At 65.6% G+C, this 19185-nt stretch carries 23 protein-coding genes and 3 pseudogenes; 17 read left to right on the top strand and 9 right to left on the bottom strand.

The features are described from left to right. Positions 1–10 precede the first annotated feature (10 nt). The 7 genes and pseudogenes from G6N07_RS15390 (at position 11) to G6N07_RS15360 (ending at position 6834) form a co-directional block, all read left to right on the top strand. Positions 11–2434: an HAD-IC family P-type ATPase gene (locus G6N07_RS15390; protein ID WP_085192619.1), complete on the top strand. Its 2424-nt coding sequence runs from the start codon at positions 11–13 to the stop codon at positions 2432–2434. Between the two features lie 9 nt (positions 2435–2443). After that, positions 2444–2662: an antitoxin gene (locus tag G6N07_RS15385; protein ID WP_085192620.1), complete on the top strand. Its 219-nt coding sequence runs from the start codon at positions 2444–2446 to the stop codon at positions 2660–2662. A gap of 3 nt (positions 2663–2665) precedes the next feature. Then, positions 2666–3103 carry a type II toxin-antitoxin system Rv0910 family toxin gene (locus tag G6N07_RS15380; RefSeq protein ID WP_085192621.1) on the top strand — a complete coding sequence of 146 codons (438 nt, stop codon included), beginning with the start codon at positions 2666–2668 and terminating at the stop codon, positions 3101–3103. 370 nt (positions 3104–3473) lie between these two features. Further along, positions 3474–3563, top strand: a pseudogene (locus tag G6N07_RS21085) (helix-turn-helix domain-containing protein); the annotation flags it as partial. Positions 3564–3613: 50 nt separating this feature from the next. Next, positions 3614–4222: a hypothetical protein gene (locus tag G6N07_RS15370; protein ID WP_244949071.1), complete on the top strand. Its 609-nt coding sequence runs from the start codon at positions 3614–3616 to the stop codon at positions 4220–4222. Between the two features lie 302 nt (positions 4223–4524). After that, positions 4525–5958, top strand: coding sequence for an aldehyde dehydrogenase family protein (locus tag G6N07_RS15365; RefSeq protein WP_085192735.1), 1434 nt, complete (start codon positions 4525–4527; stop codon positions 5956–5958). 150 nt (positions 5959–6108) lie between these two features. Then, positions 6109–6834, top strand: a complete 726-nt coding sequence (locus G6N07_RS15360) for a 3-keto-5-aminohexanoate cleavage protein (RefSeq protein WP_085192736.1) — start codon at positions 6109–6111, stop codon at positions 6832–6834. Here G6N07_RS15360 and G6N07_RS15355 read toward each other — a convergent pair. Beyond that, positions 6824–7270: a cupin domain-containing protein gene (locus G6N07_RS15355; protein WP_085192743.1), complete on the bottom strand. Its 447-nt coding sequence runs from the start codon at positions 7268–7270 to the stop codon at positions 6824–6826. The two genes, G6N07_RS15360 and G6N07_RS15355, sit on opposite strands and share 11 nt — an antisense overlap. Positions 7271–7364: 94 nt before the next feature. Here G6N07_RS15355 and G6N07_RS15350 point away from each other — a divergent pair, with 94 nt between their 5' ends. Further along, on the top strand, positions 7365–7784 hold the full coding sequence (locus G6N07_RS15350) for a hypothetical protein (protein ID WP_085192737.1): 420 nt from the start codon (positions 7365–7367) through the stop codon (positions 7782–7784). Positions 7785–7850: 66 nt separating this feature from the next. On the opposite strand, the gene G6N07_RS15345 is transcribed toward G6N07_RS15350, so the two are convergent. Then, positions 7851–8300, bottom strand: a complete 450-nt coding sequence (locus G6N07_RS15345; RefSeq protein WP_085192738.1) for an Hsp20/alpha crystallin family protein — start codon at positions 8298–8300, stop codon at positions 7851–7853. 408 nt (positions 8301–8708) lie between these two features. Here G6N07_RS15345 and G6N07_RS15340 point away from each other — a divergent pair, with 408 nt between their 5' ends. Next, positions 8709–9392, top strand: coding sequence for a GAF and ANTAR domain-containing protein (locus G6N07_RS15340; protein ID WP_085192739.1), 684 nt, complete (start codon positions 8709–8711; stop codon positions 9390–9392). On the opposite strand, the gene G6N07_RS15335 is transcribed toward G6N07_RS15340, so the two are convergent. Then, positions 9393–9629 (bottom strand): hypothetical protein, encoded by a 237-nt coding sequence (locus G6N07_RS15335; protein ID WP_085192740.1) that lies wholly within the window; start codon positions 9627–9629, stop codon positions 9393–9395. Between the two features lie 238 nt (positions 9630–9867). Here G6N07_RS15335 and G6N07_RS21080 point away from each other — a divergent pair, with 238 nt between their 5' ends. Next, positions 9868–10272 (top strand): hypothetical protein, encoded by a 405-nt coding sequence (locus tag G6N07_RS21080; protein ID WP_372507509.1) that lies wholly within the window; start codon positions 9868–9870, stop codon positions 10270–10272. 582 nt (positions 10273–10854) lie between these two features. Here G6N07_RS21080 and dcm read toward each other — a convergent pair. Then, positions 10855–11259 (bottom strand): annotated as a pseudogene (dcm, locus tag G6N07_RS21075) (DNA (cytosine-5-)-methyltransferase); the annotation flags it as partial. Positions 11260–11517: 258 nt separating this feature from the next. Between dcm and G6N07_RS15320 the strand changes: the two are divergent. After that, positions 11518–11754 (top strand): hypothetical protein, encoded by a 237-nt coding sequence (locus G6N07_RS15320; protein ID WP_085192742.1) that lies wholly within the window; start codon positions 11518–11520, stop codon positions 11752–11754. A gap of 86 nt (positions 11755–11840) precedes the next feature. On the opposite strand, the gene G6N07_RS15315 is transcribed toward G6N07_RS15320, so the two are convergent. Continuing rightward, on the bottom strand, positions 11841–12776 hold the full coding sequence (locus tag G6N07_RS15315) for an IS3 family transposase (protein ID WP_163784221.1): 936 nt from the start codon (positions 12774–12776) through the stop codon (positions 11841–11843). Then, positions 12773–13063, bottom strand: coding sequence for a transposase (locus tag G6N07_RS15310; RefSeq protein ID WP_163784219.1), 291 nt, complete (start codon positions 13061–13063; stop codon positions 12773–12775). Before G6N07_RS15310 ends, G6N07_RS15315 begins: the two co-directional genes overlap by 4 nt. Here G6N07_RS15310 and G6N07_RS15305 point away from each other — a divergent pair. Next, positions 13057–13344: a hypothetical protein gene (locus G6N07_RS15305; protein ID WP_163784298.1), complete on the top strand. Its 288-nt coding sequence runs from the start codon at positions 13057–13059 to the stop codon at positions 13342–13344. The two genes, G6N07_RS15310 and G6N07_RS15305, sit on opposite strands and share 7 nt — an antisense overlap. A gap of 131 nt (positions 13345–13475) precedes the next feature. Here the strand turns inward: G6N07_RS15305 and G6N07_RS20495 are convergent, their stop codons facing one another. After that, a complete protein-coding gene (locus G6N07_RS20495) occupies positions 13476–13664 on the bottom strand; it encodes a hypothetical protein (RefSeq protein ID WP_244949069.1) in 189 nt (62 codons plus the stop codon). Between the two features lie 211 nt (positions 13665–13875). On the opposite strand from G6N07_RS20495, the pseudogene G6N07_RS20745 reads away from it, so the two are divergent. The 4 genes and pseudogenes from G6N07_RS20745 to G6N07_RS15285 all read left to right on the top strand — a co-directional run. Beyond that, a pseudogene (locus G6N07_RS20745) lies at positions 13876–14424 on the top strand (transposase); the annotation flags it as partial. After that, positions 14417–15277: a transposase gene (locus G6N07_RS20740; RefSeq protein WP_263858044.1), complete on the top strand. Its 861-nt coding sequence runs from the start codon at positions 14417–14419 to the stop codon at positions 15275–15277. The pseudogene G6N07_RS20745 and the gene G6N07_RS20740, both read left to right, overlap by 8 nt. A gap of 595 nt (positions 15278–15872) precedes the next feature. Next, positions 15873–16244, top strand: a complete 372-nt coding sequence (locus G6N07_RS20490) for a hypothetical protein (RefSeq protein ID WP_235849923.1) — start codon at positions 15873–15875, stop codon at positions 16242–16244. A 558-nt stretch (positions 16245–16802) separates the two neighbouring features. Next, positions 16803–17411 carry a metallophosphoesterase family protein gene (locus tag G6N07_RS15285; RefSeq protein WP_085192474.1) on the top strand — a complete coding sequence of 203 codons (609 nt, stop codon included), beginning with the start codon at positions 16803–16805 and terminating at the stop codon, positions 17409–17411. 298 nt (positions 17412–17709) lie between these two features. Here the strand turns inward: G6N07_RS15285 and G6N07_RS19985 are convergent, their stop codons facing one another. Beyond that, a complete protein-coding gene (locus G6N07_RS19985; protein WP_220096642.1) occupies positions 17710–18288 on the bottom strand; it encodes a transposase in 579 nt (192 codons plus the stop codon). A gap of 107 nt (positions 18289–18395) precedes the next feature. On the opposite strand from G6N07_RS19985, the gene G6N07_RS19980 reads away from it, so the two are divergent. Continuing rightward, positions 18396–18596 (top strand): hypothetical protein, encoded by a 201-nt coding sequence (locus G6N07_RS19980; protein WP_220096641.1) that lies wholly within the window; start codon positions 18396–18398, stop codon positions 18594–18596. On the opposite strand, the gene G6N07_RS19975 is transcribed toward G6N07_RS19980, so the two are convergent. After that, the gene (locus G6N07_RS19975) at positions 18577–19059 is read right to left on the bottom strand and encodes a hypothetical protein (RefSeq protein ID WP_220096640.1); all 483 of its coding nucleotides are present in this window, start codon (positions 19057–19059) and stop codon (positions 18577–18579) included. The two genes, G6N07_RS19980 and G6N07_RS19975, sit on opposite strands and share 20 nt — an antisense overlap. Positions 19060–19185: the final 126 nt, after the last annotated feature.

Below are 19185 nucleotides of genomic sequence, written 5' to 3'. Positions count from 1 at the left end.
GAGTGCCGCGATGACGGCGGCTCCGGCCGTAACCGTCGCCGGGCTGACCGAAGACGAGGTCGCCCGCCGCGTCGCCGCGGGCCAGTCGAACGACGTTCCCACGCGGGCCGCGCGCACCACCGGTGAGATCGTCCGCGCCAATGTCTTCACCCGCATCAACGCCATCCTCGGCGTGCTCCTGGTCATCGTGTTGTCCACCGGATCGGTCATCAACGGCGCCTTCGGCCTGCTGATCATCGCGAACAGCGCGATCGGCATCATCCAGGAGCTGCGGGCCAAGCGGACGCTCGACAAGCTGGCCATAGTCGGGCAGGCCAAACCGCTGGTGCGACGGCGCACGGCGTGCGGACCGGTGTCCCGCCCCTTGAGCCCGAGCGAGGTGGTGCTCGATGACATCGTCGAGCTGGGCCCGGGCGACCAGATCGTCGTCGACGGTGAGGTCGTCGAGGACAACAACCTGGAGGTCGACGAGTCCCTTCTCACCGGCGAGGCCGACGCGATCGCCAAAGACGCCGGCGACACGGTGATGTCGGGCAGCTTCGTGGTGGCCGGATCCGGGGCCTACCGGGCCACCAAGGTGGGGCGCGAAGCCTATGCCGCCAAACTGGCCGACGAGGCCAGCAAATTCACGCTGGTGAAATCGGAACTACGCAGCGGGATCAACCAGATCCTGCGGTTCATCACCTACCTCTTGGTGCCGGCCGGCTTGCTCACCATCTACACCCAGCTGTTCACCACCGACACGGGGTGGCGGCGGGCGGTGCTGGCCATGGTCGGCGCACTGGTGCCGATGGTGCCCGAAGGTCTGGTGCTGATGACGTCGATCGCATTCGCGGTCGGTGTGATCCGGCTGGGCCGCCGGCAGTGCCTGGTCAACGAACTGCCTGCCATCGAAGGGCTGGCCCGCGTCGACGTGGTGTGCGCCGACAAGACGGGCACGCTGACCGAGAACGGCATGCGCCTCAGTGACGTCGAGACGTTCACCAACGATCCCGTCGAGGACGTCCTGGCGTCGATGGCTTCCGATGACGCCCGCCCGAACGCGAGCATCCGGGCCATCGCGGAGGCCTACCCGAACCCGCCCGGCTGGACCGCCACCGCCGTCGCGCCGTTCAGATCGGCCACCAAGTGGAGCGGGGTGTCCTACGGCGCGCACGGCAACTGGGTGATCGGTGCGCCCGACGTGTTGCTCGACCCGTCGTCGCCGGTCGCCGAAAGGGCCGAGGCCATCGGCGCCCACGGCCTGCGGGTTCTGATGGTGGGTTCCTCCGACGTGCCGGTGGACGATCCGGCTGCACCGGGCGCCGTGACCCCGGTCGCGCTGGTGGCGCTCGAACAACGCGTGCGGCCCGACGCCCGAGATACGTTGGACTACTTCGCCGCCCAGAAGGTGTCGATCAAGGTCATCTCCGGTGACAACGCACTGTCGGTGGGCGCGGTGGCCGGCTCGCTGGGGCTGCACGGCGACTGCATGGACGCTCGGCACCTGCCCGACAAGATCGACGAGCTGGCCGAGGAGGTCGAGTCGCACACCACGTTCGGCCGTGTCAGCCCGGACCAGAAGCGGGCGATGGTGCATGCCCTGCAGTCGCGCGGCCACACCGTGGCGATGACGGGTGACGGCGTCAACGACGTGCTCGCGCTCAAGGACGCCGACATCGGCGTGGCGATGGGTTCGGGTAGCCCGGCCACCCGGTCCGTCGCGCAGATCGTGTTGTTGGACGACAGGTTCGCCACCCTGCCGTATGTGGTCGGCGAGGGCCGCCGGGTGATCGGCAACATCGAACGCGTCTCGAACCTGTTCCTGACCAAAACCGTCTACTCGGTGCTGCTGGCGGTCCTCGTCGGGGTGGCGGGCCTGGCGTCCGAGATCTTCGGGACAGACCCGTTGCTGTTCCCGTTCCAGCCGATCCACGTGACGATCGCCGCCTGGTTCACCATCGGCATCCCGGCCTTCGTGCTGTCGCTGGCGCCGAACAACGAGCGCGCGCAGCCCGGATTCGTACGTCGGGTGATGTCCTCGGCGCTGCCGTCGGGTCTCGTGGTGGGGGTCGCGACGTTCACGTCGTACCTGTTGGCCTACCAGGGCCGCGCCGCCAGCGAGACGGAGCAGATCCAGGCATCCACCGCGGCGCTCATTACGTTGCTGGTGACGGCCGTTTGGGTGCTCGCCGTGGTGGCCCGCCCCTACGAGTGGTGGCGGGTCGCCCTGGTCGCGGTGTCGGCGCTGGCGTATGTGGTGATCTTCTCGATCCCGTGGGCTCAGGATTTGTTCATCCTCGACCCCACCGACGTGGCGACCACCTCGATGGCGCTCGCGGTGGGCCTGGTCGGGGCGGCCGCCGTCGAAGCGCTCTGGTGGTTGCAGGGAAGGTTGCCGGGGGAGCACCGACGGCTGTGGCGCGAGCGGTCGGTGTTGGCGGTCGGCCGGTAAGGTCGTGTCATGGCATTCCTCGACAAGGTGAAGAACTGGGTGTCGAAGAACCCCGACAAGGCCGGCAGCGCGATAGAGAAGGCCGGCGACCTCTTCGACCAGAAGACCAAGGGCAAGTACGCCGACAAGGTGAACAAGGCCCAGGGCGCGGCGCAGAACTACGTCGACAAGAGCGACCCTCAGGAGCAGCCGCCGGTCAGCCCACCGAATCCGCCTCTGCACCCCTGACTCATGGCGAAGCTGTCCGTCTCCGTGGACGTCCCCCTACCGCCGGAGAAGGCGTGGGAGTGCGCCTCTGACCTGTCGCGATACAAGGAATGGCTGTCTATGCACCGGGCGTGGCGGTCGAAGCTACCCGAGACGCTGGACAAGGGCGCCCGCATCGACTCGATCGTCGAGGTGATGGGCATGCCGAACCGGATCCACTGGACCATCGTGCACTACAAGCCCCCGCAGGCGATGACGCTGAACGGCGACGGCAGGGGTGGGGTGAAGGTCAAGCTGATGGCCAAGGTGAAACCGTCCGATGAGGGGTCGACCGTCACGTTCGACATCCACCTCGGTGGCCCCGCGCTGTTCGGGCCGATCGGCATGCTCGTCGCCGGTGCGCTCAAGAGCGACATCCGCGAGTCACTCGACCGGTTCAAGGCGGTCTTCGCCCCGGCCTGACGCGATCGCCCAAACGAACACACGGGCGAAAAAGTGCGAGTGGAAACCGCCAAAACGTCGATCTCGGCGACCGGCACGGGTTCCGCCACCGGTGTGCGTCATCGGCGTCGACCACAGTGGGACCTGCAGGTGGGGGTCTAGAAGCGCACTTCGAGCAGTTGTCCCGCGCCCGGCGTGCCAACGGCCTTCGCCAGCTGGATATTACGGCTGGTTAGGGCCATTGTTCCGGGGTTGGGTGAGCCATCGTTCCGTTGCGGGGTGAGCCACTATGCCGGTGGCGGATGAGCCGTGGTGCCGCTGATGTTGTGGGTGCGACCGTTCGTCGGTCCGCGTCATTGGGACGCGGACGTGACGAAAGGGGTCGCCTTCGATGGTCGACTACAAACAGATCCTGCGGCTACGTGCAGAAGGGGTGAGTCAGCGCGGTATCGCCGATGTGCTGGGCTGCTCGCGCAACACCGTGGCGTCGGTGTTCGCAGCCGCAACTGCGGCCGGCGTGGGCTTTGGGAGGTGGCGGACCTCGCTGCTGACGAGGTCCGCCACCGGTTGTTGCCCGCACCGATCAGGCCGGACTCAGACCGTGTGGCGCCGGATTTCGAGCATGTGCACCGCGAACTCGGGCGCCCGTCGGTGACGCTGTTGCTGTTGTGGAATGAGTACGTCGCGGCGTGCCGGGCCAGCGGTGGAGTGCCGTATCGGTACTCGTTCTTCAACGAACAGTACCGCCGCTGGGTGGCCGCGACGGGGGCATCGATGCGCATCGTGCGTACCCCGGGCGAATCCATCGAGGTCGACTGGGCCGGTGATGCGATGAGCTTCGCCGACCCGCTGACCGGTGCGGCGACCGAGGCGTGGCTGTTCGTGGCCGCGCTGTCGTTTTCGGCTTTCACGTATGTGGAGGCGTTCACCGATATGACGCTGGTGTCGTGGATCGATGCGCATGTGCACGCATTCGAGGCTTTTGGCGGCACGGCCCGACTGCTGGTCCCGGACAACCTTCGCACCGGCGTATCGCGGGCCGACCGCGACGCGATTATCGATCGCATCACCACCAACGCCCATGCCACCGTGCTGACCTGCGACGAATCAATGCGCAAGCACTTCGGCCTGCCCGGCTGACCAGCCGCCGGTGGGGCGGACCACCAGCTGGCCCGTCCCACCGGCACTACCCCAAGCCCAAGACGCACGCGGCTCGCCCCACACCGGAGCAGCGGCCCACCAATCAGCGGCGCGATGGCTCACCCAACAGCGGAACAGTGGCCTTCACTGAGCGTGATATCCAGCCAGCGGGAAGACCGCGGTGGTCCACGTCTGCATCGACCCGAAAGCGAACTCGCAGAAAAAACCCGGAAGTAGACAGATTCCGCACTTGGTATGCAAAACGCATCCAGTAGGCCGGTGGATAGGGAAAACTTTGACCCATGCGTGAGTATCTGAAGTTCTACATCGACGGCCAGTGGGTCGAGCCGCTTCGTCCGAATGCCCTGGAGGTCGACAACCCGACCACCGAGGAGGTGTCCGGCCGGATCGCGCTGGGGTCGTCAGCCGATGTCGACCTGGCGGTCAACGCCGCCCGCCGGGCGTTCGCAACGTGGTCGCAGACCACCCGCGAGGAGCGCCTCGACGTGCTGCAGGCGATCCTGGCGGAGTACCAGCAGCGCGCCGGTGACCTCGCCGATGCAGTGTCCGAGGAGATGGGTGCGCCGGCGTCGCTGGCGGCGGGCCCCCAGGTTGGCATGGGTCTCGGGCATCTCATGACGGCGATCGACGTGCTGAAGAACTTCGAGTTCGAAGAACAACACGGCTCGACGCTGGTGGTGAAGGAACCGGTCGGAGTATGCGGGCTGATCACCCCGTGGAACTGGCCGATCAACCAGATCGCCTGCAAGGTGTACCCGGCGCTGGCCACCGGTTGCACCATGGTGCTCAAGCCGTCGGAGGTCGCCCCGTACTCGGCGCAGATCTTCACCGAGATCATCGACGCTGCAGGTGTTCCCGCCGGTGTCTACAACCTCGTCTTCGGCGACGGCCCGGGCGTCGGCGTCCCGCTGTCGAGCCATCCGGACGTCGACATGGTGTCGTTCACCGGGTCGACGCGCGCCGGGATCGAGGTGGCGCGCAATGCCGCGCCGACGGTCAAGCGGGTGACGCAGGAACTCGGCGGCAAGAGCCCCAACGTCGTGCTCGACGACGACGACTTCGCCAAGAGTGTGGCCGCGGGGGTCTCGGTGATGATGATGAACAGCGGTCAGAGCTGCAATGCGCCGTCGCGCATGCTGGTTCCGAACTCACGCATGGACGAGGCCATCGAAATCGCCAAGCAGACCGCCGGTGCGGTCAAGGTGGGTGATCCCAGCGACAAGACCGCGATCGGACCGGTCGCCTCGAAGGCGCAGTTCGACAAGATCCAGGGCCTGATCCAGAAGGGCATCGACGAAGGCGCGACGGTCGCCGTCGGTGGCTGCGGACGCCCGGAGGGCCTCGACAAGGGCTACTACGTCAAGCCGACGGTGTTCGCGCACGTCACCAACGACATGACGATCGCGCGTGAGGAGATCTTCGGGCCGGTGCTGTGCATCCTCGGCTACGACGACCTCGACCAGGCGATCGAGATCGCCAACGACACCGACTACGGGTTGGCGGGCTACGTCTCGGCGGCCGATCTGGACAAGGCCCGCGAGGTCGCCCGTCGCATCCGCGCCGGCTCTGTCGCGATCAACCACGGGTTCGACATGAACGCTCCGTTCGGCGGCTACAAGCGCAGCGGCAACGGCCGTGAGTGGGGGCAGTTCGCGTTCGACGAGTTCCTCGAGGTCAAGGCCGCGCTCGGGTACGCGCCGGAGGCCGCTTCGTAACCCCAACGGCCCCAGGCCGCCGCCGCTAATGGCCCGTCTCCGTGTATGGTGCCGGTGCCGGTGCCGGTGCCGGCGTGCTCAGGAACCTGGCTCCCCGCGCACCTGCCACGGTGCGTCGCTTCAGGGCTGATCTAGCGGGAAGATAGCGTCATGCCGAGCCCTCCCGTCTACGTCCAGGCGTGCATCAACGGTGCCCGCACGCCCGATCAGCACCCCGCGCTCCCGGTCACCCCCGACGAACTGGCGGTGGCCGCCGTCGCCGCCCACGAAGCCGGGGCGCAGTCGGTGCACCTGCACCCCAAGGGGACCGACGGAGCCGACTCGCTGGATCCCGAGATCGTCGGGGCAGCTGTCGTCGCGGTTCGCCATGCCGCACCGGGCCTTCCCCTCGGGGTGACGACGGGCTTCTGGGCGCTGCCGGATGCGCGGGGCCGCCACCGCACGGTGGAGAGTTGGTCGGTGCTCCCGGATTTCGCCTCGCTGAACTGGCACGAGCCGGGGTCGCCCGAGTTGGCCGAACTGCTACTGAGCAAGGGTCTCGGCGTCGAGGTGGGGATCTTCCACGCCGACGCGGCCCAGTCGTGGGCGGCCTCCGAGCTGGCGCCGCACTGTCTGCGGGTGATGATCGAACTGCAGGAGGACGGCGACACCGACACCGCTGACGCGCTGCTCGACATCGTGCGGTCCGCCGACTCGCCAGCGCCGATATTGCTGCACGGACTCGACCAAAGTTGTTGGCCCCTGCTGCAACACGCGGGTGCGCGCCGTCTGCAGACACGTATCGGTCTGGAGGACACGCTACTGCTGCCCGACGGCTCCGCTGCCCCGGACAACGCCGCGCTCGTGGCGGCCGCCGCCGACCTGCTCAGTCGCTGACAGCGCCCAACTCGAAGTCGGCGAAATCGAAGCCGGGTACCACCACACAACTCACCAGGGTGGGCTCGTCGTCCCGCGGCCGGGCGCGCTGCCAGTGCCGCGGGGGCACGACCAACTGGGGGCTTTCCCCGGCGTCGATGTCGCTGCCCAGCAGATGTGCTGTGGCCGAGTGCTGGTGGGACCCAATCTCGAGTGTCAGCGGGCTGCCGCGGTGATACAGCCACAGTTCGGCGCTGCGCACGGTGTGCCACGCTGACTGCTGACCCGGCATGAGCAGAAACAGGACCGCGGTTCCTGCGCTGCGCGGACCGGTGTAGTCCGGGGGTAGCGCGGATTGGGTGACGGTGAGATCGCTGCGCCAGGTCTCCCGGTACCAGCCGCCCTCGGGGTGCGGCGACAGGTCGAGCTGCTGTGCCCACTGCGGGAGTTCGCTCATCGCATGCACCGCCTTGGTTGAGGTCACCTCAGCCTAGAGATGATCCGCCCCGTGGTCGACGCCGACGCACGAGCGCGCACGCTAGTCTCATCGCATGCTGCGTCCGGGGTGGCTCGTCGCGCTGTTCGCGGCGGTGCTCGCCGTCAGCGCGTGGCTGCCGTGGCTGACCACCGCCGCCGACGGCGGTGGACATGCCAGCGCGATCGGCGGAACAGTCGGCAGCCTGGTGCTTCCGAGCCGCTTCGGTGCCGGGCAGTTGATCGTGCTGCTGGCGTCCGTACTGGTGGTGGCCGGCGCGATGGCGGCCCGGGGTCTGTCCGAACGGGCGGCTTCTACTGCGGCCGTGGGTCTTTCGTTGCTGATCGTCGGGATGACGGCGTGGTACTACCGCATCAACGTCCACGATCCGGTGGAACCCGGCTACGGGCTCTACGTCGGTGGGGTCGTCGCCGTCCTCACCCTGCTGTGTTCGGTGTGGTCACTGGTCGCGGCGATGTCGCGGCGCCCACGCTGAGACGACACGGCTGCGGGTGGATCATTGATCCACCCGCAGCCTCGGGGAGCCGCCCCGGTCGCGCGGTTACTCCGCGTCGACGGTTGTCGGTTTGATGGACTTCTGACCGCCGCCATGGGCGACGTCGATCTTGCGCGGTTTGGCGCGTTCGGCCATCGGAATCGTGACGGTGAGCACGCCGTTCTCGTAGGTCGCGGAGATCGCCGCCGTGTCGACGCCCTCACCGAGCGACAACTGCCGCCGGTAGCTGCCGAAGAACCGCTCGTTGGCAAGCCACTGCGCGGAGTCATCGGATCGGGCCGTGCGATGCGCCGAGATGGTGAGCGTGCCGTTGTCGACGTTGACGTCGACCGAACCGGGGTCGACGCCGGGAAGGTCGGCGGTCAGCACATAGTGGTCGTCGATCTTGCAGAGGTCCATCGGCATGAACCTGGGAGTGCGGTTTGATCCGGTCTGGCTGCTCAGCAAACCCCGGGTCAAGGTATCTAGGTCACTGAACGGATCAAAGCGAAGCACAGCAATCCACCTCCTCGTCGATCCGAAGCCCGCCACCCTGGCGGGCAGCCAAATCACTGTGCGCCCTCAGATTAGCACTCGACATATGAGAGTGCTAGCCCTTTTTTGGCGGTGTCGGAACAGAGGGGCACGTTCCGGGGCTTCGACGGGTGTGAAGGGGACGGGCGCGAAGGGTTGGTGATGTGCCGGCCGCCGGAGTGGCGGGGCGGGGGTTCCATCCCGGGCGCGCACGGGGTGCCCGTGGGTCTCAACGGTGGGGCGGCCCCGTCGGCTCGAGGTCTGAACCGACGAGACCTCAGCGGGTGTGGTGGTCGACCGCCACATCCGCCTGCGGCAACAAATGCCCCGACGTAGGGATCACAAACCTATTCGGTGTGCGTTGCAGCCACATCGGGAAGACTGGGCTGCATGACGATGCCGCAGAGCCAGGACCTCGCCATGCGCATGGCGGAGTTGGCGCGCACCCTCGCCTCGCCTCGCGGCCTCGACGAGATTCTCTCCAGTGTCACGGCAGCGGCCAAGGAACTCATCCCGGGCGTCGACGCGGCGGGTATCCTGCTCGTCGGTCGCGGGGGCACGTTCGAATCCGTGGCTCAGGTCACCGACGTACCTCATCAACTTGACGAACTGCAGATGAGGTACAACGAAGGGCCGTGTGTGCAGGCCGCGCTCCAAGACGTCGTGGTGCGCACCGACGACTTCCGGGAAGAGACGCGTTGGCCGCAGTACGCCCCCGCGTGCGTGGAGGTCGGGGTCCTCAGCGGGCTGTCGTTCAAGCTCTACACCGCCGACCGGACCGCCGGTGCACTCAACCTGTTCGGGTTCAGCCCCCGGGTGTGGGACACCGACGCGGAAACCACCGGCACGGTGCTGGCCGCCCACGCGGCCGCCGCGCTACTCGCCCACCGTGAAGGGGAGCAGTTGAGGTCCGCGCTCTCCACGCGTGACAGGATCGGCCAAGCCAAGGGCATCATCATGGAGCGCTACAAGGTCGACGACGTCCAGGCCTTCGAGATGATGCGCCGACTGTCACAGGACGGTAACAAGAAGCTCACCGAGATTGCACAGCAGGTGATCGACACCCGCAGCTGATCAGCGGTTGTGGTGGCCGTGCTTCCAGTGGCCGTTGCCTCGGCCGCGCGGTCCGCCGTCATACCACTCGTCCCATCGCGGCGCGTCGACACAGGCGGAGGCGAACCCATACGGACCGCTGACGCAGACATCCGGTCCTGCGGAGGCGGGGGCGGCTCCGGCGAGGGCGACGCCGATCCCAAACGCCATCGCCCCGGTTGCCAGTGCCGCGGTCTTCGGCATTTTGGATCGGATCACGCGAACACCCTAGCCGCGCTTTCGAATGGTGAACAACCGCCGCCACTAACGCTTTCGCCGATTCAGTGTTCGCGGCGAGACTGCCGCAGATCACGAATCGGCGGGCGAACGCGCCTGTATGCAGTCTCGGCGTCGCGACCCCGCAAAGTGCCCCCGGCAGGATTCGAACCTGCGACACCGGCTTTAGGGCGAACTCTTACTTCTCAATGCTTTCTGCCGATGTGCAGAAGACACGACGGTGGCACCAGTCGTTGAAGCGTGGGACGGTTGGCAGCCGTCGCTCCGTGACTTCACCTGGGGCGCGGTCGGAACCGAAGTGAAGACCACAACCGGATCCGCATCGACGCACGACATTCAGGGAACGCATCAGGTTGAGTTGGCAGACGGAACGGGTGGCGTATTCGTCGCCGCGGTACTGGTCAGGGCCCGCGTCTGGCTTGTTCGCCCCCCAGGTTCCTCGAATTCCGCCCTTGTTGACTTGCTTTTGAGTCACAGGGACTATGAAGGGCAAATCCGCCAATTTCCCTTGGACAGGAGCCCCACTTCCATAGCGGATGCCGATCCAGAAGTTTGGGCGTTGGCGGTGTTTGGTCACCAGGTCGGTCATCGACCACAACGCATCACGCCGACCTGTCACGAATAGGCCGCGGACACGGCGGGAGAGGCACGCCTCCCATAGCCGGAAGTACGCCGGGATGGCGTAAGGACAGTCTCTGCGAACCGGCGAAGCCGGCCCGCTCTGGGGCGCAGCTGGGCGATACAGGTGGTAGCCGTCAGGCATCGATTGGATCGCGTTCACCCGCGCCTGGACCTGCGACCACAGCTCGCCCTGCCAATTGTCGACACCCGGCTGATACGCGTCGAAGGAAAGTTGGTCGAGGAGGCTGGCAGCCTCAACAAGTGACAGAGGTTCAGTCAGAATGCGACCACGCAGTCTGCCTCCAGCTGTCACATCGTCCGATACGCCCTGGGAGAAGAGGTCGTAGACGAGTTTCGTGTTTGGATCCTCGTCTTCACCGCTGTTGACGATCGGGACGAACGGTTTGCGACCGGGATGTAGCGGCTTGTTTCCCAGGTTGGCGATCTTCCCGGTGGCAAGGAACCCCTCGCCCTGCAGCACTACGGGGAGTGGAACGTCTGAGTTGTCTTGCATAGACCCCGAGATCACGTTGCGAAGAGCCTCGTCGACATCGTGGTAGTCCGCAAAGAAGACGTAGACGTTCGATAGTGAGTGCCCGCCGCGGTGGTAGAGAATATTCGGGACGTTTTCGAGGATGAAACGCTGCGGGCGCTTGACCCGGAGGATCTTCAGCACTTGGAAGAATAGGTGCCCCTGAAGTGTGTGCTCGAAACCCAATTGCTCGCCGGCTTTCGAGAACGGCTGACAGGGAAATCCAGCGGTGAGAACGTCATGGTCAGGAATTTCTGCCCTGATAGTTGTGGCGGATTCAAGTTCGTTGATGTCCATCCACGCTGCCAGACCGAAATTTGTCGCGTAAAGCGCGTTAAGTGTCGGTTCCCACTCGGCGGCGAACACCCCTTCGCCCCCGAGGTCACGAAGCGCCACGTGGAAGCCACCAAGACCCGCGAAGAGATCGATGAAGCGAAACGCCGCCTTCGCCTTGTGCAAGCCCCCAGTCCTCTCACTCCGTTGCTGTCGTACACACTAATGGTGGACACCGACAGATACCGATGGCCGCTCACCACGGCCTCGCCGCCAAATTCAAGCATGTCTCGGACGTACTTCGGTCAGAATCGTGTATGTGTCGCTCGGACCAATTGATGGGCTTAGTGTGCTGCAGCTTGGCGCCTAGGATCCATACGCGGTTACCGAGCACGAGGGGCCGTACCCTTGTTGGGTTCAACCCCCATCGGGTAAGGTGGTGGAATGAGTGAGATGATCCGCACTGACAGCCGCGGTCGTGTCACGCTGGCGGGCCACCCGGACTCGACCTATTTGCTCCGCGAGGAACCGGGCGGGGTGCTGGTGTTGGAACCGGCCGTGGTCATGTCGGCGGCCCAGGCGAGCTATCTGGCGCTCCCGGTTGCCGACCGTGCGCGTATCGAGGAGTTCGTCGACGACCCGTCCACTGCTGTGAAACGCACGTATAAGCGGCGCCGGTAAGTGGGCATCGAGTACGCACCCGAAGCTGCTGCGCAGCTCGATGCGCTGGAGCAATCTGTGGTTCCCCCGAAATCGTGGAGGGTTTCCTATGCCGCTTCCGGCTTGGTCTTGGATTCCCTGATCTCGTAGTTGACGGGCGAGAGCCCATCGGCGGCACTGTGCCGGCGTTGGTGATTGTAGAAGGTGTAGCACCAGTCGATAACCGCAGCCTGCGCATGAATGGTATCACGGAAACGATTGCGCGACAGCACTTCCCATTCCAGCGAGGAGAAGAACGCCTCCGCTGCGGCATTGTCGAAACACGACCCGACCCGGCCCATCGACTGCCGAATCCCCAACTGCCGGCACAGCGTGGTGAACGCGTGTGCGGTATAGGTGCTGCCGCGGTCGGTGTGGAATATCACCCGCTCGGACTGCTCATCGCGCCAGATCACCTGGCGGCCGCCGCGCGCGGCCACGGCCATCTTGATCGCCGCACACGCCAAGTCGGCATCCGGATGCAGGCCCATCGCCGCCCCCAGCAGCCGGCGGCTATAGAGGTCCAGCACGGTCGCCAAATACAGTTTCTGCCCGCACTCAGTGGGGATCTCGGTCATGTCACCGACCCACTTCCGGTCCGGCGCCGCCGCGGAGAAATCTCGTTGGACCAGGTCAGGGAACTTCGGTGCCGTCTTGTCCTGCTTGGTGAGCCCGTTACGGCGCTTGATCTGGCGCGCCACCAAACCCTGGCGGCGCATCGAGTGGGCCACCGTCTTCTCCGACACCTCCCAACCCAGATCACGTAGATCAGCGATCAGCCGCGGCGACCCATGCAGCCCCTTGGCCGCGGTGAACGCCGCCGCCACTGCCGTATCGAGGCGCGCGCGGCGCCGATCGGTGTCGGTGTGCAACCCATCGGCGGATTCAGCACGGGTGATCCACTTGTAGAACCACGACACGCTGACACCCAACAGCACACATGTGATCGTATGCGGCACTCGATATTTGGTCCTCTGGTCGGCGATGAAACGTGCCACGCTCACTTCGTCGCCTCCTTCACCCACAGGACCACTGATCGCTTGAGGACATCGCGCTCCATCCGCAGCTCGGCGTTCTCGCTGCGCAGGCGTTTGAGCTCCTCGACATCGTCGCGGGACAACTCAGCCCGGCCCTCGCGGGCCTCGCGGTCCTGGGCCACCCAATTGCCCAACGTGCCCTCGTGGACCCCCAGGTCCCGCGCCACCGCCGCGATCGACTTACCCGTCTCACGCACGATCCGAACAGCCCCCTCACGGAACTCCCGGTCGTACTTCTTCCGCTTCTCTGACATCACTACCCCTTATAGCTGATGCCTCCACGGTCTCGGGGGAATGTCAATCTGCCGACGATGAGACCTGGGACGCAATCTGCGACGTGCTCGAACTGATCGACCAGAACCCGGACAGTGCCCCGGCCCGGCGCGAAGAAATCACGGGATCGAACGGCTCTAAATCTAAAATGTGGAAGGTGCCGGTGCGATCCTTATCCGTCGACGATCTCGCTGTGTTGTGGAGTCGCGGCTTGGCTGGTGACTATGTGGTGTTCGTCGGCGTGATGCCGATCGCGAGATAGGGGCGCACCCAACCGACCAGCGACATAGTCCCGATGGACACGGCGCAAGCCGAGGTCAGTGACGTTGATATTCGCGATCGAAGCCAGGTGCCGGTGAGCGTCACTCAAGGCGGCGGAATTTGCAGCGGCCACTACATATCCGGCCGAATGCGGCGCTGATGGATTGCCGCCAACGCCGCCTCCAGCGCGCCAAAATTCGGCGGGTTGTGGATTCTCGCTGTGGTTTCGGGGTCCAACTCGTAAACACCGGCGATTGGCCCTTGAGCAAAGTGCTCCCGGAGCGCGACGGTCTGCCAATCGTTGTCGACAGCGCCGTTCATCCGCTTACGCAGTTCGAGGCCCAGTTGGTCGCGAGCGGATTGTTCACTCGCGCCGCTGACATCCCATTCCGCGCCCGGGTATCGCGCCGTCCACCTGGATCTTTCACGTAATTGGCAGTCGATGGGTGTCGTGAATGTGAAAGGTGCGCTGCCTCAAGGATAATCATGGTTTCCATGCCGTAGCTATCCGAGAAGGGAGCGCACCTGACAGATGCACGATAACAGTGATTGGTCGAAGAGTCTGCGTGTGGAGGTGCGCGGCGGCGATGTGGTCGGGCATGCCGGGAACGTGATCCCGCGGATGCTCGCCGACGCGACCGGACTTACCGAGGCGTTGTCGGCGGCGGTGTCGCGGCCGGAGGTGACCCACGACCGGGGCGCGGTGTGGCGCGACGTGGCGGTCGCGATCGCCGGCGGCGCGGAGAACCTGGCCGGGTCCGCGGTGCTGCGGGATCAGGGGCGACTGTTCGGGCCGGTCGCGTCGATCCCGACGATGTGGCGGTCGCTGAACGAACTCGACCACGCGGCGCTGGCGCGGATCGCGACGGCGCGCAACAAGACCCGGGAACGGGTGTGGGAGCTGATCGCGGCACGGCACGGCCGGATCCCGCCCGCGCGCACCTGCTACGGGGATCTGGGGCCGGTGATCGTGATCCGCATCGACGCCACCCTGGTCACCGCGCACTCGGACAAGGAGTGCGCGGCCGGGAACTTCAAGGGTGGCTACGGTTTCCACCCGTTGACGGCGTGGTGTGACAACACCGGGGAACTGCTGGCGATCATCGCGCGGAAGGGAAACGCCGGGTCGAACACCGCCGAAGACCACGTCGCGATCATCGACGCCGCGGTCGCCGCAATCCCCGGCGCGGTGGCGGCCCAACCTGCTGGTCACCATCGACGGCGCCGGGTCCAGCCACGCCGTCATCGAGCACCTCACCGCGCTGAACAACCGGCCGGGCTGGTCGGTGGCCTATTCGGTCGGGTTCGATCTGGACGAGCGGGCCCGCACCGCGATCGGCCACACCCCCGAGGATGTGTGGTCACCGGCGCTCGACCCGGCCGGCGATCCGCGCGAGGACGCCCAGGTGGCCGAGCTGACCGGGCTGCTGCGGGACTCCGCCGGCGGGGACCGGTTGGATGGCTGGCCCACCGACATGCGGATCCTGGTGCGGCGGGAGAAGATCGAGCACGGCACCCAACTGTCGCTGTTCGAACAACTCAACGGATACCGCTACCAGGTGACCGCCACGGCCACCCGCGGCGGGCAGGTGCAGCGGCTCGAGGCCCGCCACCGGGTGCACGCCCGCGTCGAGGGGTTCATCCGCAACGGCAAGGCGACCGGTCTCGCCAGGTGGCCGTCGGCGTCATTCGCCATCAACACCGCCTGGGTCACCGCCGCCGCCATCGCGATCGACCTGCTGTGCTGGACCCGGCTGCTGCTCCTCGACGGGCCGCTGGCCAAGGCCGAGCCGCACACGCTGCGTTACCGGCTACTGCACGCCGCCGCCCGGCTCGTCTCCCACTCCCGCAAACTGATCCTGCGGATCCCCGAAACCTGGCCCTGGGCGCAGGAATTCGCCGACGCGTTCAACCGCGTCCTGGCCATCCCCTGACGCACCGCGCCGTTGTCACGACGACCCCAAAGTGACGACCCCAAAGTAAGGAGCGAACCACCCACCGGGACCGTGGAACCCGGCGCCACCGCACGACACGCGGCGCCGAGACATACCCGGAACCATGAAATCAAGATCAAGACGGCCGGTCAGCAACCGCCACCGTCCAACCCGGCCTACCGTGAAATTCTGAGGCCAGAGCGGAATACTGACCCTCGTTCGGAGTTCCAACCGGGCTCGGGTCATCGAAACTCGTACACGGGCGAGCAGTGGAAGGTGGAAGTCGGGAATTTCGCAATCCCAAGATCGATCGAGAGACATCATCGACCACCTCGAAGAAGCCCGAGGCCAACTGGGGACGCCAATCGGCGTACGTCCGCTGCGGCCACGCCAGTTTCCTGACAGGGGCACTGATGACCTCTGCTGCTGAACTGACACCCAAATATGATGGCGTACCCGGTACGGTCGAACGTGCTCATGTACCCATGGTTGTCGATGAGCGGACAGCGTTCCAGCGGCATGCCTACGTATTCAAAGACCCAGCTAGAGGACTAAATCTGTTGGCCGTGTCGGCGCTGCGACCTACACTCGCCCTATGACAGATCATCTGGAGGTCCGCATATCCCAGGTGCTGCCTGCGCTGCCGCCCGATATCGTCGCCAAAGCGTTCCAGGCCGGCGCAACGGTTGGTGATCTTCTACATGTGTCCGCGCTGACGGGAACCGCCCTCACAAAGGCGAAGCTCTATCTACCGCAGATCCGCCGCGACGCGGTGCGCGCTTACTACGACCCCAGAGACGATGTCCGCCAAGACGCCCTCGCCGTGTTGGCGATGTCACCCGCGGCCAGGTTCGCGGAGAAGGCTACGCTTCAATTGCGTTCTCTCCGAGCCGACCTCGACGCCAACCGGAGCGCAATCGGCGCACTTTGTGGAACTCAACGGGTTGAGTGCGAGCGCCTTGCATAACTCAACGATCGAATCGTGCGCGCGGCATCGTCTTCAGTCTTGGGCTCTAGGTCCTTGATAAAGCTTGTATCGGAACATGATTCAGTGATCGAAGTTCTTCGGGCCAACTTTGGCAAGCTCCTTGCTCTGACAGAATCCCGTGGCCGCATGCTTACCCGTGCCACCGAAGTGATGGACTCCGCGCTGGCTCTAGCCGGTTGCGGAGTTACCGATATCCACTCTTCCGGCGGTACAAATCGAACGCCACGGACAATCTACAAGCGCGCCGCCCGTCTCGGCCGAACCCAGACCCATCGGTTGAAAGACGAATGGGTGGCCGACTGCAGGGCGCTACTCGGTCGGCTCGCTGACTACGCTGACGCAGCGGAAGCACTTCGGCAGTCAATCGACGAGAGCTTTGCCGTCCTCCAACTTGCACCAGGTCGGACAACGCTCACGCTGTCTCCAGAACGCCGCGCTTGGACCGATCCTTACTGGACAACCACCGATCCACGAGGCACACGTGGTGATTCACCGTGAATCACGTCGGCTGACCCACGTGATCTCGTAGACCTGAAAATGACGCTCAGAACCGAAACTTGGTATACCTCAGATCTCCATATCGGTCATCGGCTCGTAGCCAATCTCCGTGGGTTTGCCGAGACGACCGACCACGACGCCGAGATCGCTGAACGATGGGACCGACTCGTAGGCGACAACGATGTCGTGTGGGTTCTCGGTGACATCTCGGGCGGCGGACGGTCCAGTCAGCTGCGTGCGCTCGCATGGCTCGCGGACCGCCCGGGGACCAAGCACTTGGTGGCGGGCAATCACGATGGTGTCCATCCGATGCACGTCGATGCTCATAAATTGCTCCCGGCGTACCTACAGACATTTGCTTCTGTTCAGCAGTCAGCGCGTCGCAAGTTAGCCGGGCGCTACATCTTGCTCTCACACTTCCCGTACCTCAACACTTACGAACAGAACGCGCGCGACTCCCGATTCAACCAGTGGAAGATGGCAGATCTCGGTGCTTGGCTGTTGCACGGTCATATCCACAGTTCACAGCGACTCGCCAAACGCGCCATCCACGTTGGGCTTGATGCGTGGGGTCTTTCGCCTGTATCGCTCAACGTGATCGCCGAGTTAATTCAGAAAGATCGCACGGATGTCGCAGGGGATAACTGATGGCAAATACCGAAGACCGGACGAACTTGGAAGACTTCATGCGCACCACTGGGAGAGCCTTCGCGTTCGTCCACACGTCTGTCCCGCAAATTACCGAGAACGAAGACGGATCGTGGACCTCAGAATTTCACGGTAGGCCGGGTTGGACGGTGGCGGTTGCTGACCGGCCGTCTTGATCTTGATTTCATGGTTCCGGGTATGTCTCGGCGCCGCGTGTCGTGCGGTGGCGCCGGTTTCCACGGTCCCGGTGGGTGGTTCGCTCCTTACTTTGGGGTCGTCGTGACAACGGCGCGGTGCGTCAGGGGATGGCCAGGACGCGGTTGAACGCGTCGGCGAATTCCTGCGCCCAGGGCCAGGTTTCGGGGATCCGCAGGATCAGTTTGCGGGAGTGGGAGACGAGCCGGGCGGCGGCGTGCAGTAGCCGGTAACGCAGCGTGTGCGGCTCGGCCTTGGCCAGCGGCCCGTCGAGGGGCAGCAGCCGGGTCCAGCACAGCAGGTCGATCGCGATGGCGGCGGCGGTGACCCAGGCGGTGTTGATGGCGAATGACGCCGACGGCCACCTGGCGAGACCGGTCGCCTTGCCGTTGCGGATGAACCCCTCGACGCGGGCGTGCACCCGGTGGCGGGCCTCGAGCCGCTGCACCTGCCCGCCGCGGGTGGCCGTGGCGGTCACCTGGTAGCGGTATCCGTTGAGTTGTTCGAACAGCGACAGTTGGGTGCCGTGCTCGATGTTCTCCCGCCGCACCAGGATCCGCATGTCGGTGGGCCAGCCATCCAACCGGTCCCCGCCGGCGGAGTCCCGCAGCAGCCCGGTCAGCTCGGCCACCTGGGCGTCCTCGCGCGGATCGCCGGCCGGGTCGAGCGCCGGTGAGCACATCCTCGGGGGTGTGGCCGATCGCGGTGCGGGCCCGCTCGTCCAGATCGAACCCGACCGAATAGGCCACCGACCAGCCCGGCCGGTTGTTCAGCGCGGTGAGGTGCTCGATGACGGCGTGGCTGGACCCGGCGCCGTCGATGGTGACCAGCAGGTTGGGCCGCCACCGCGCCGGGGATTGCGGCGACCGCGGCGTCGATGATCGCGACGTGGTCTTCGGCGGTGTTCGACCCGGCGTTTCCTTCCGCGCGATGATCGCCAGCAGTTCCCCGGTGTTGTCACACCACGCCGTCAACGGGTGGAAACCGTAGCCACCCTTGAGTTCCCGGCCGCGCACTCCTTGTCCGAGTGCGCGGTGACCAGGGTGGCGTCGATGCGGATCACGATCACCGGCCCCAGATCCCCGTAGCAGGTGCGCGCGGGCGGGATCCGGCCGTGCCGTGCCGCGATCAGCTCCCACACCCGTTCCCGGGTCTTGTTGCGCGCCGTCGCGATCCGCGCCAGCGCCGCGTGGTCGAGTTCGTTCAGCGACCGCCACATCGTCGGGATCGACGCGACCGGCCCGAACAGTCGCCCCTGATCCCGCAGCACCGCGGACCCGGCCAGGTTCTCCGCGCCGCCGGCGATCGCGACCGCCACGTCGCGCCACACCGCGCCCCGGTCGTGGGTCACCTCCGGCCGCGACACCGCCGCCGACAACGCCTCGGTAAGTCCGGTCGCGTCGGCGAGCATCCGCGGGATCACATCCCGCATGCCCGCATCGCCGCCGCGCACCTCCACACCGCAGACTCTTCGACCAATCACTGTTATCGTGCATCTGTCAGGTGCGCTCCCTTCTCGGATAGCTACGGCATGGAAACCATGATTATCCTTGAGGCAGCGCACCTTTCACATTCACGA

Origin of the sequence: Mycolicibacterium doricum (assembly GCF_010728155.1) — a bacterium.
Taxonomy (GTDB): domain Bacteria; phylum Actinomycetota; class Actinomycetes; order Mycobacteriales; family Mycobacteriaceae; genus Mycobacterium; species Mycobacterium doricum.
The sequence above is the reverse complement of the archived record's forward strand: the minus strand, read 5'-3'. Positions and strand labels throughout refer to the sequence as shown.

Bases quoted from the DNA above. Each gene is read 5' to 3' on its own strand.
- G6N07_RS15390 (WP_085192619.1), top strand. From the start codon at position 11: ATGACGGCGGCTCCGGCCGTAACCGTCGCCGGGCTGACCGAAGACGAG.
- G6N07_RS15385 (WP_085192620.1), top strand. From the start codon at position 2,444: ATGGCATTCCTCGACAAGGTGAAGAACTGGGTGTCGAAGAACCCCGAC.
- G6N07_RS15380 (WP_085192621.1), top strand. From the start codon at position 2,666: ATGGCGAAGCTGTCCGTCTCCGTGGACGTCCCCCTACCGCCGGAGAAG.
- G6N07_RS15365 (WP_085192735.1), top strand. From the start codon at position 4,525: ATGCGTGAGTATCTGAAGTTCTACATCGACGGCCAGTGGGTCGAGCCG.
- G6N07_RS15360 (WP_085192736.1), top strand. From the start codon at position 6,109: ATGCCGAGCCCTCCCGTCTACGTCCAGGCGTGCATCAACGGTGCCCGC.
- G6N07_RS15355 (WP_085192743.1), bottom strand. From the start codon at position 7,270: ATGAGCGAACTCCCGCAGTGGGCACAGCAGCTCGACCTGTCGCCGCAC.
- G6N07_RS15350 (WP_085192737.1), top strand. From the start codon at position 7,365: ATGCTGCGTCCGGGGTGGCTCGTCGCGCTGTTCGCGGCGGTGCTCGCC.
- G6N07_RS15340 (WP_085192739.1), top strand. From the start codon at position 8,709: ATGACGATGCCGCAGAGCCAGGACCTCGCCATGCGCATGGCGGAGTTG.
- G6N07_RS15320 (WP_085192742.1), top strand. From the start codon at position 11,518: ATGAGTGAGATGATCCGCACTGACAGCCGCGGTCGTGTCACGCTGGCG.
- G6N07_RS15310 (WP_163784219.1), bottom strand. From the start codon at position 13,063: ATGTCAGAGAAGCGGAAGAAGTACGACCGGGAGTTCCGTGAGGGGGCT.
- G6N07_RS20495 (WP_244949069.1), bottom strand. From the start codon at position 13,664: ATGAACGGCGCTGTCGACAACGATTGGCAGACCGTCGCGCTCCGGGAG.
- G6N07_RS20490 (WP_235849923.1), top strand. From the start codon at position 15,873: ATGACAGATCATCTGGAGGTCCGCATATCCCAGGTGCTGCCTGCGCTG.
- G6N07_RS15285 (WP_085192474.1), top strand. From the start codon at position 16,803: ATGACGCTCAGAACCGAAACTTGGTATACCTCAGATCTCCATATCGGT.
- G6N07_RS19985 (WP_220096642.1), bottom strand. From the start codon at position 18,288: ATGTGCTCACCGGCGCTCGACCCGGCCGGCGATCCGCGCGAGGACGCC.
- G6N07_RS19980 (WP_220096641.1), top strand. From the start codon at position 18,396: ATGACGGCGTGGCTGGACCCGGCGCCGTCGATGGTGACCAGCAGGTTG.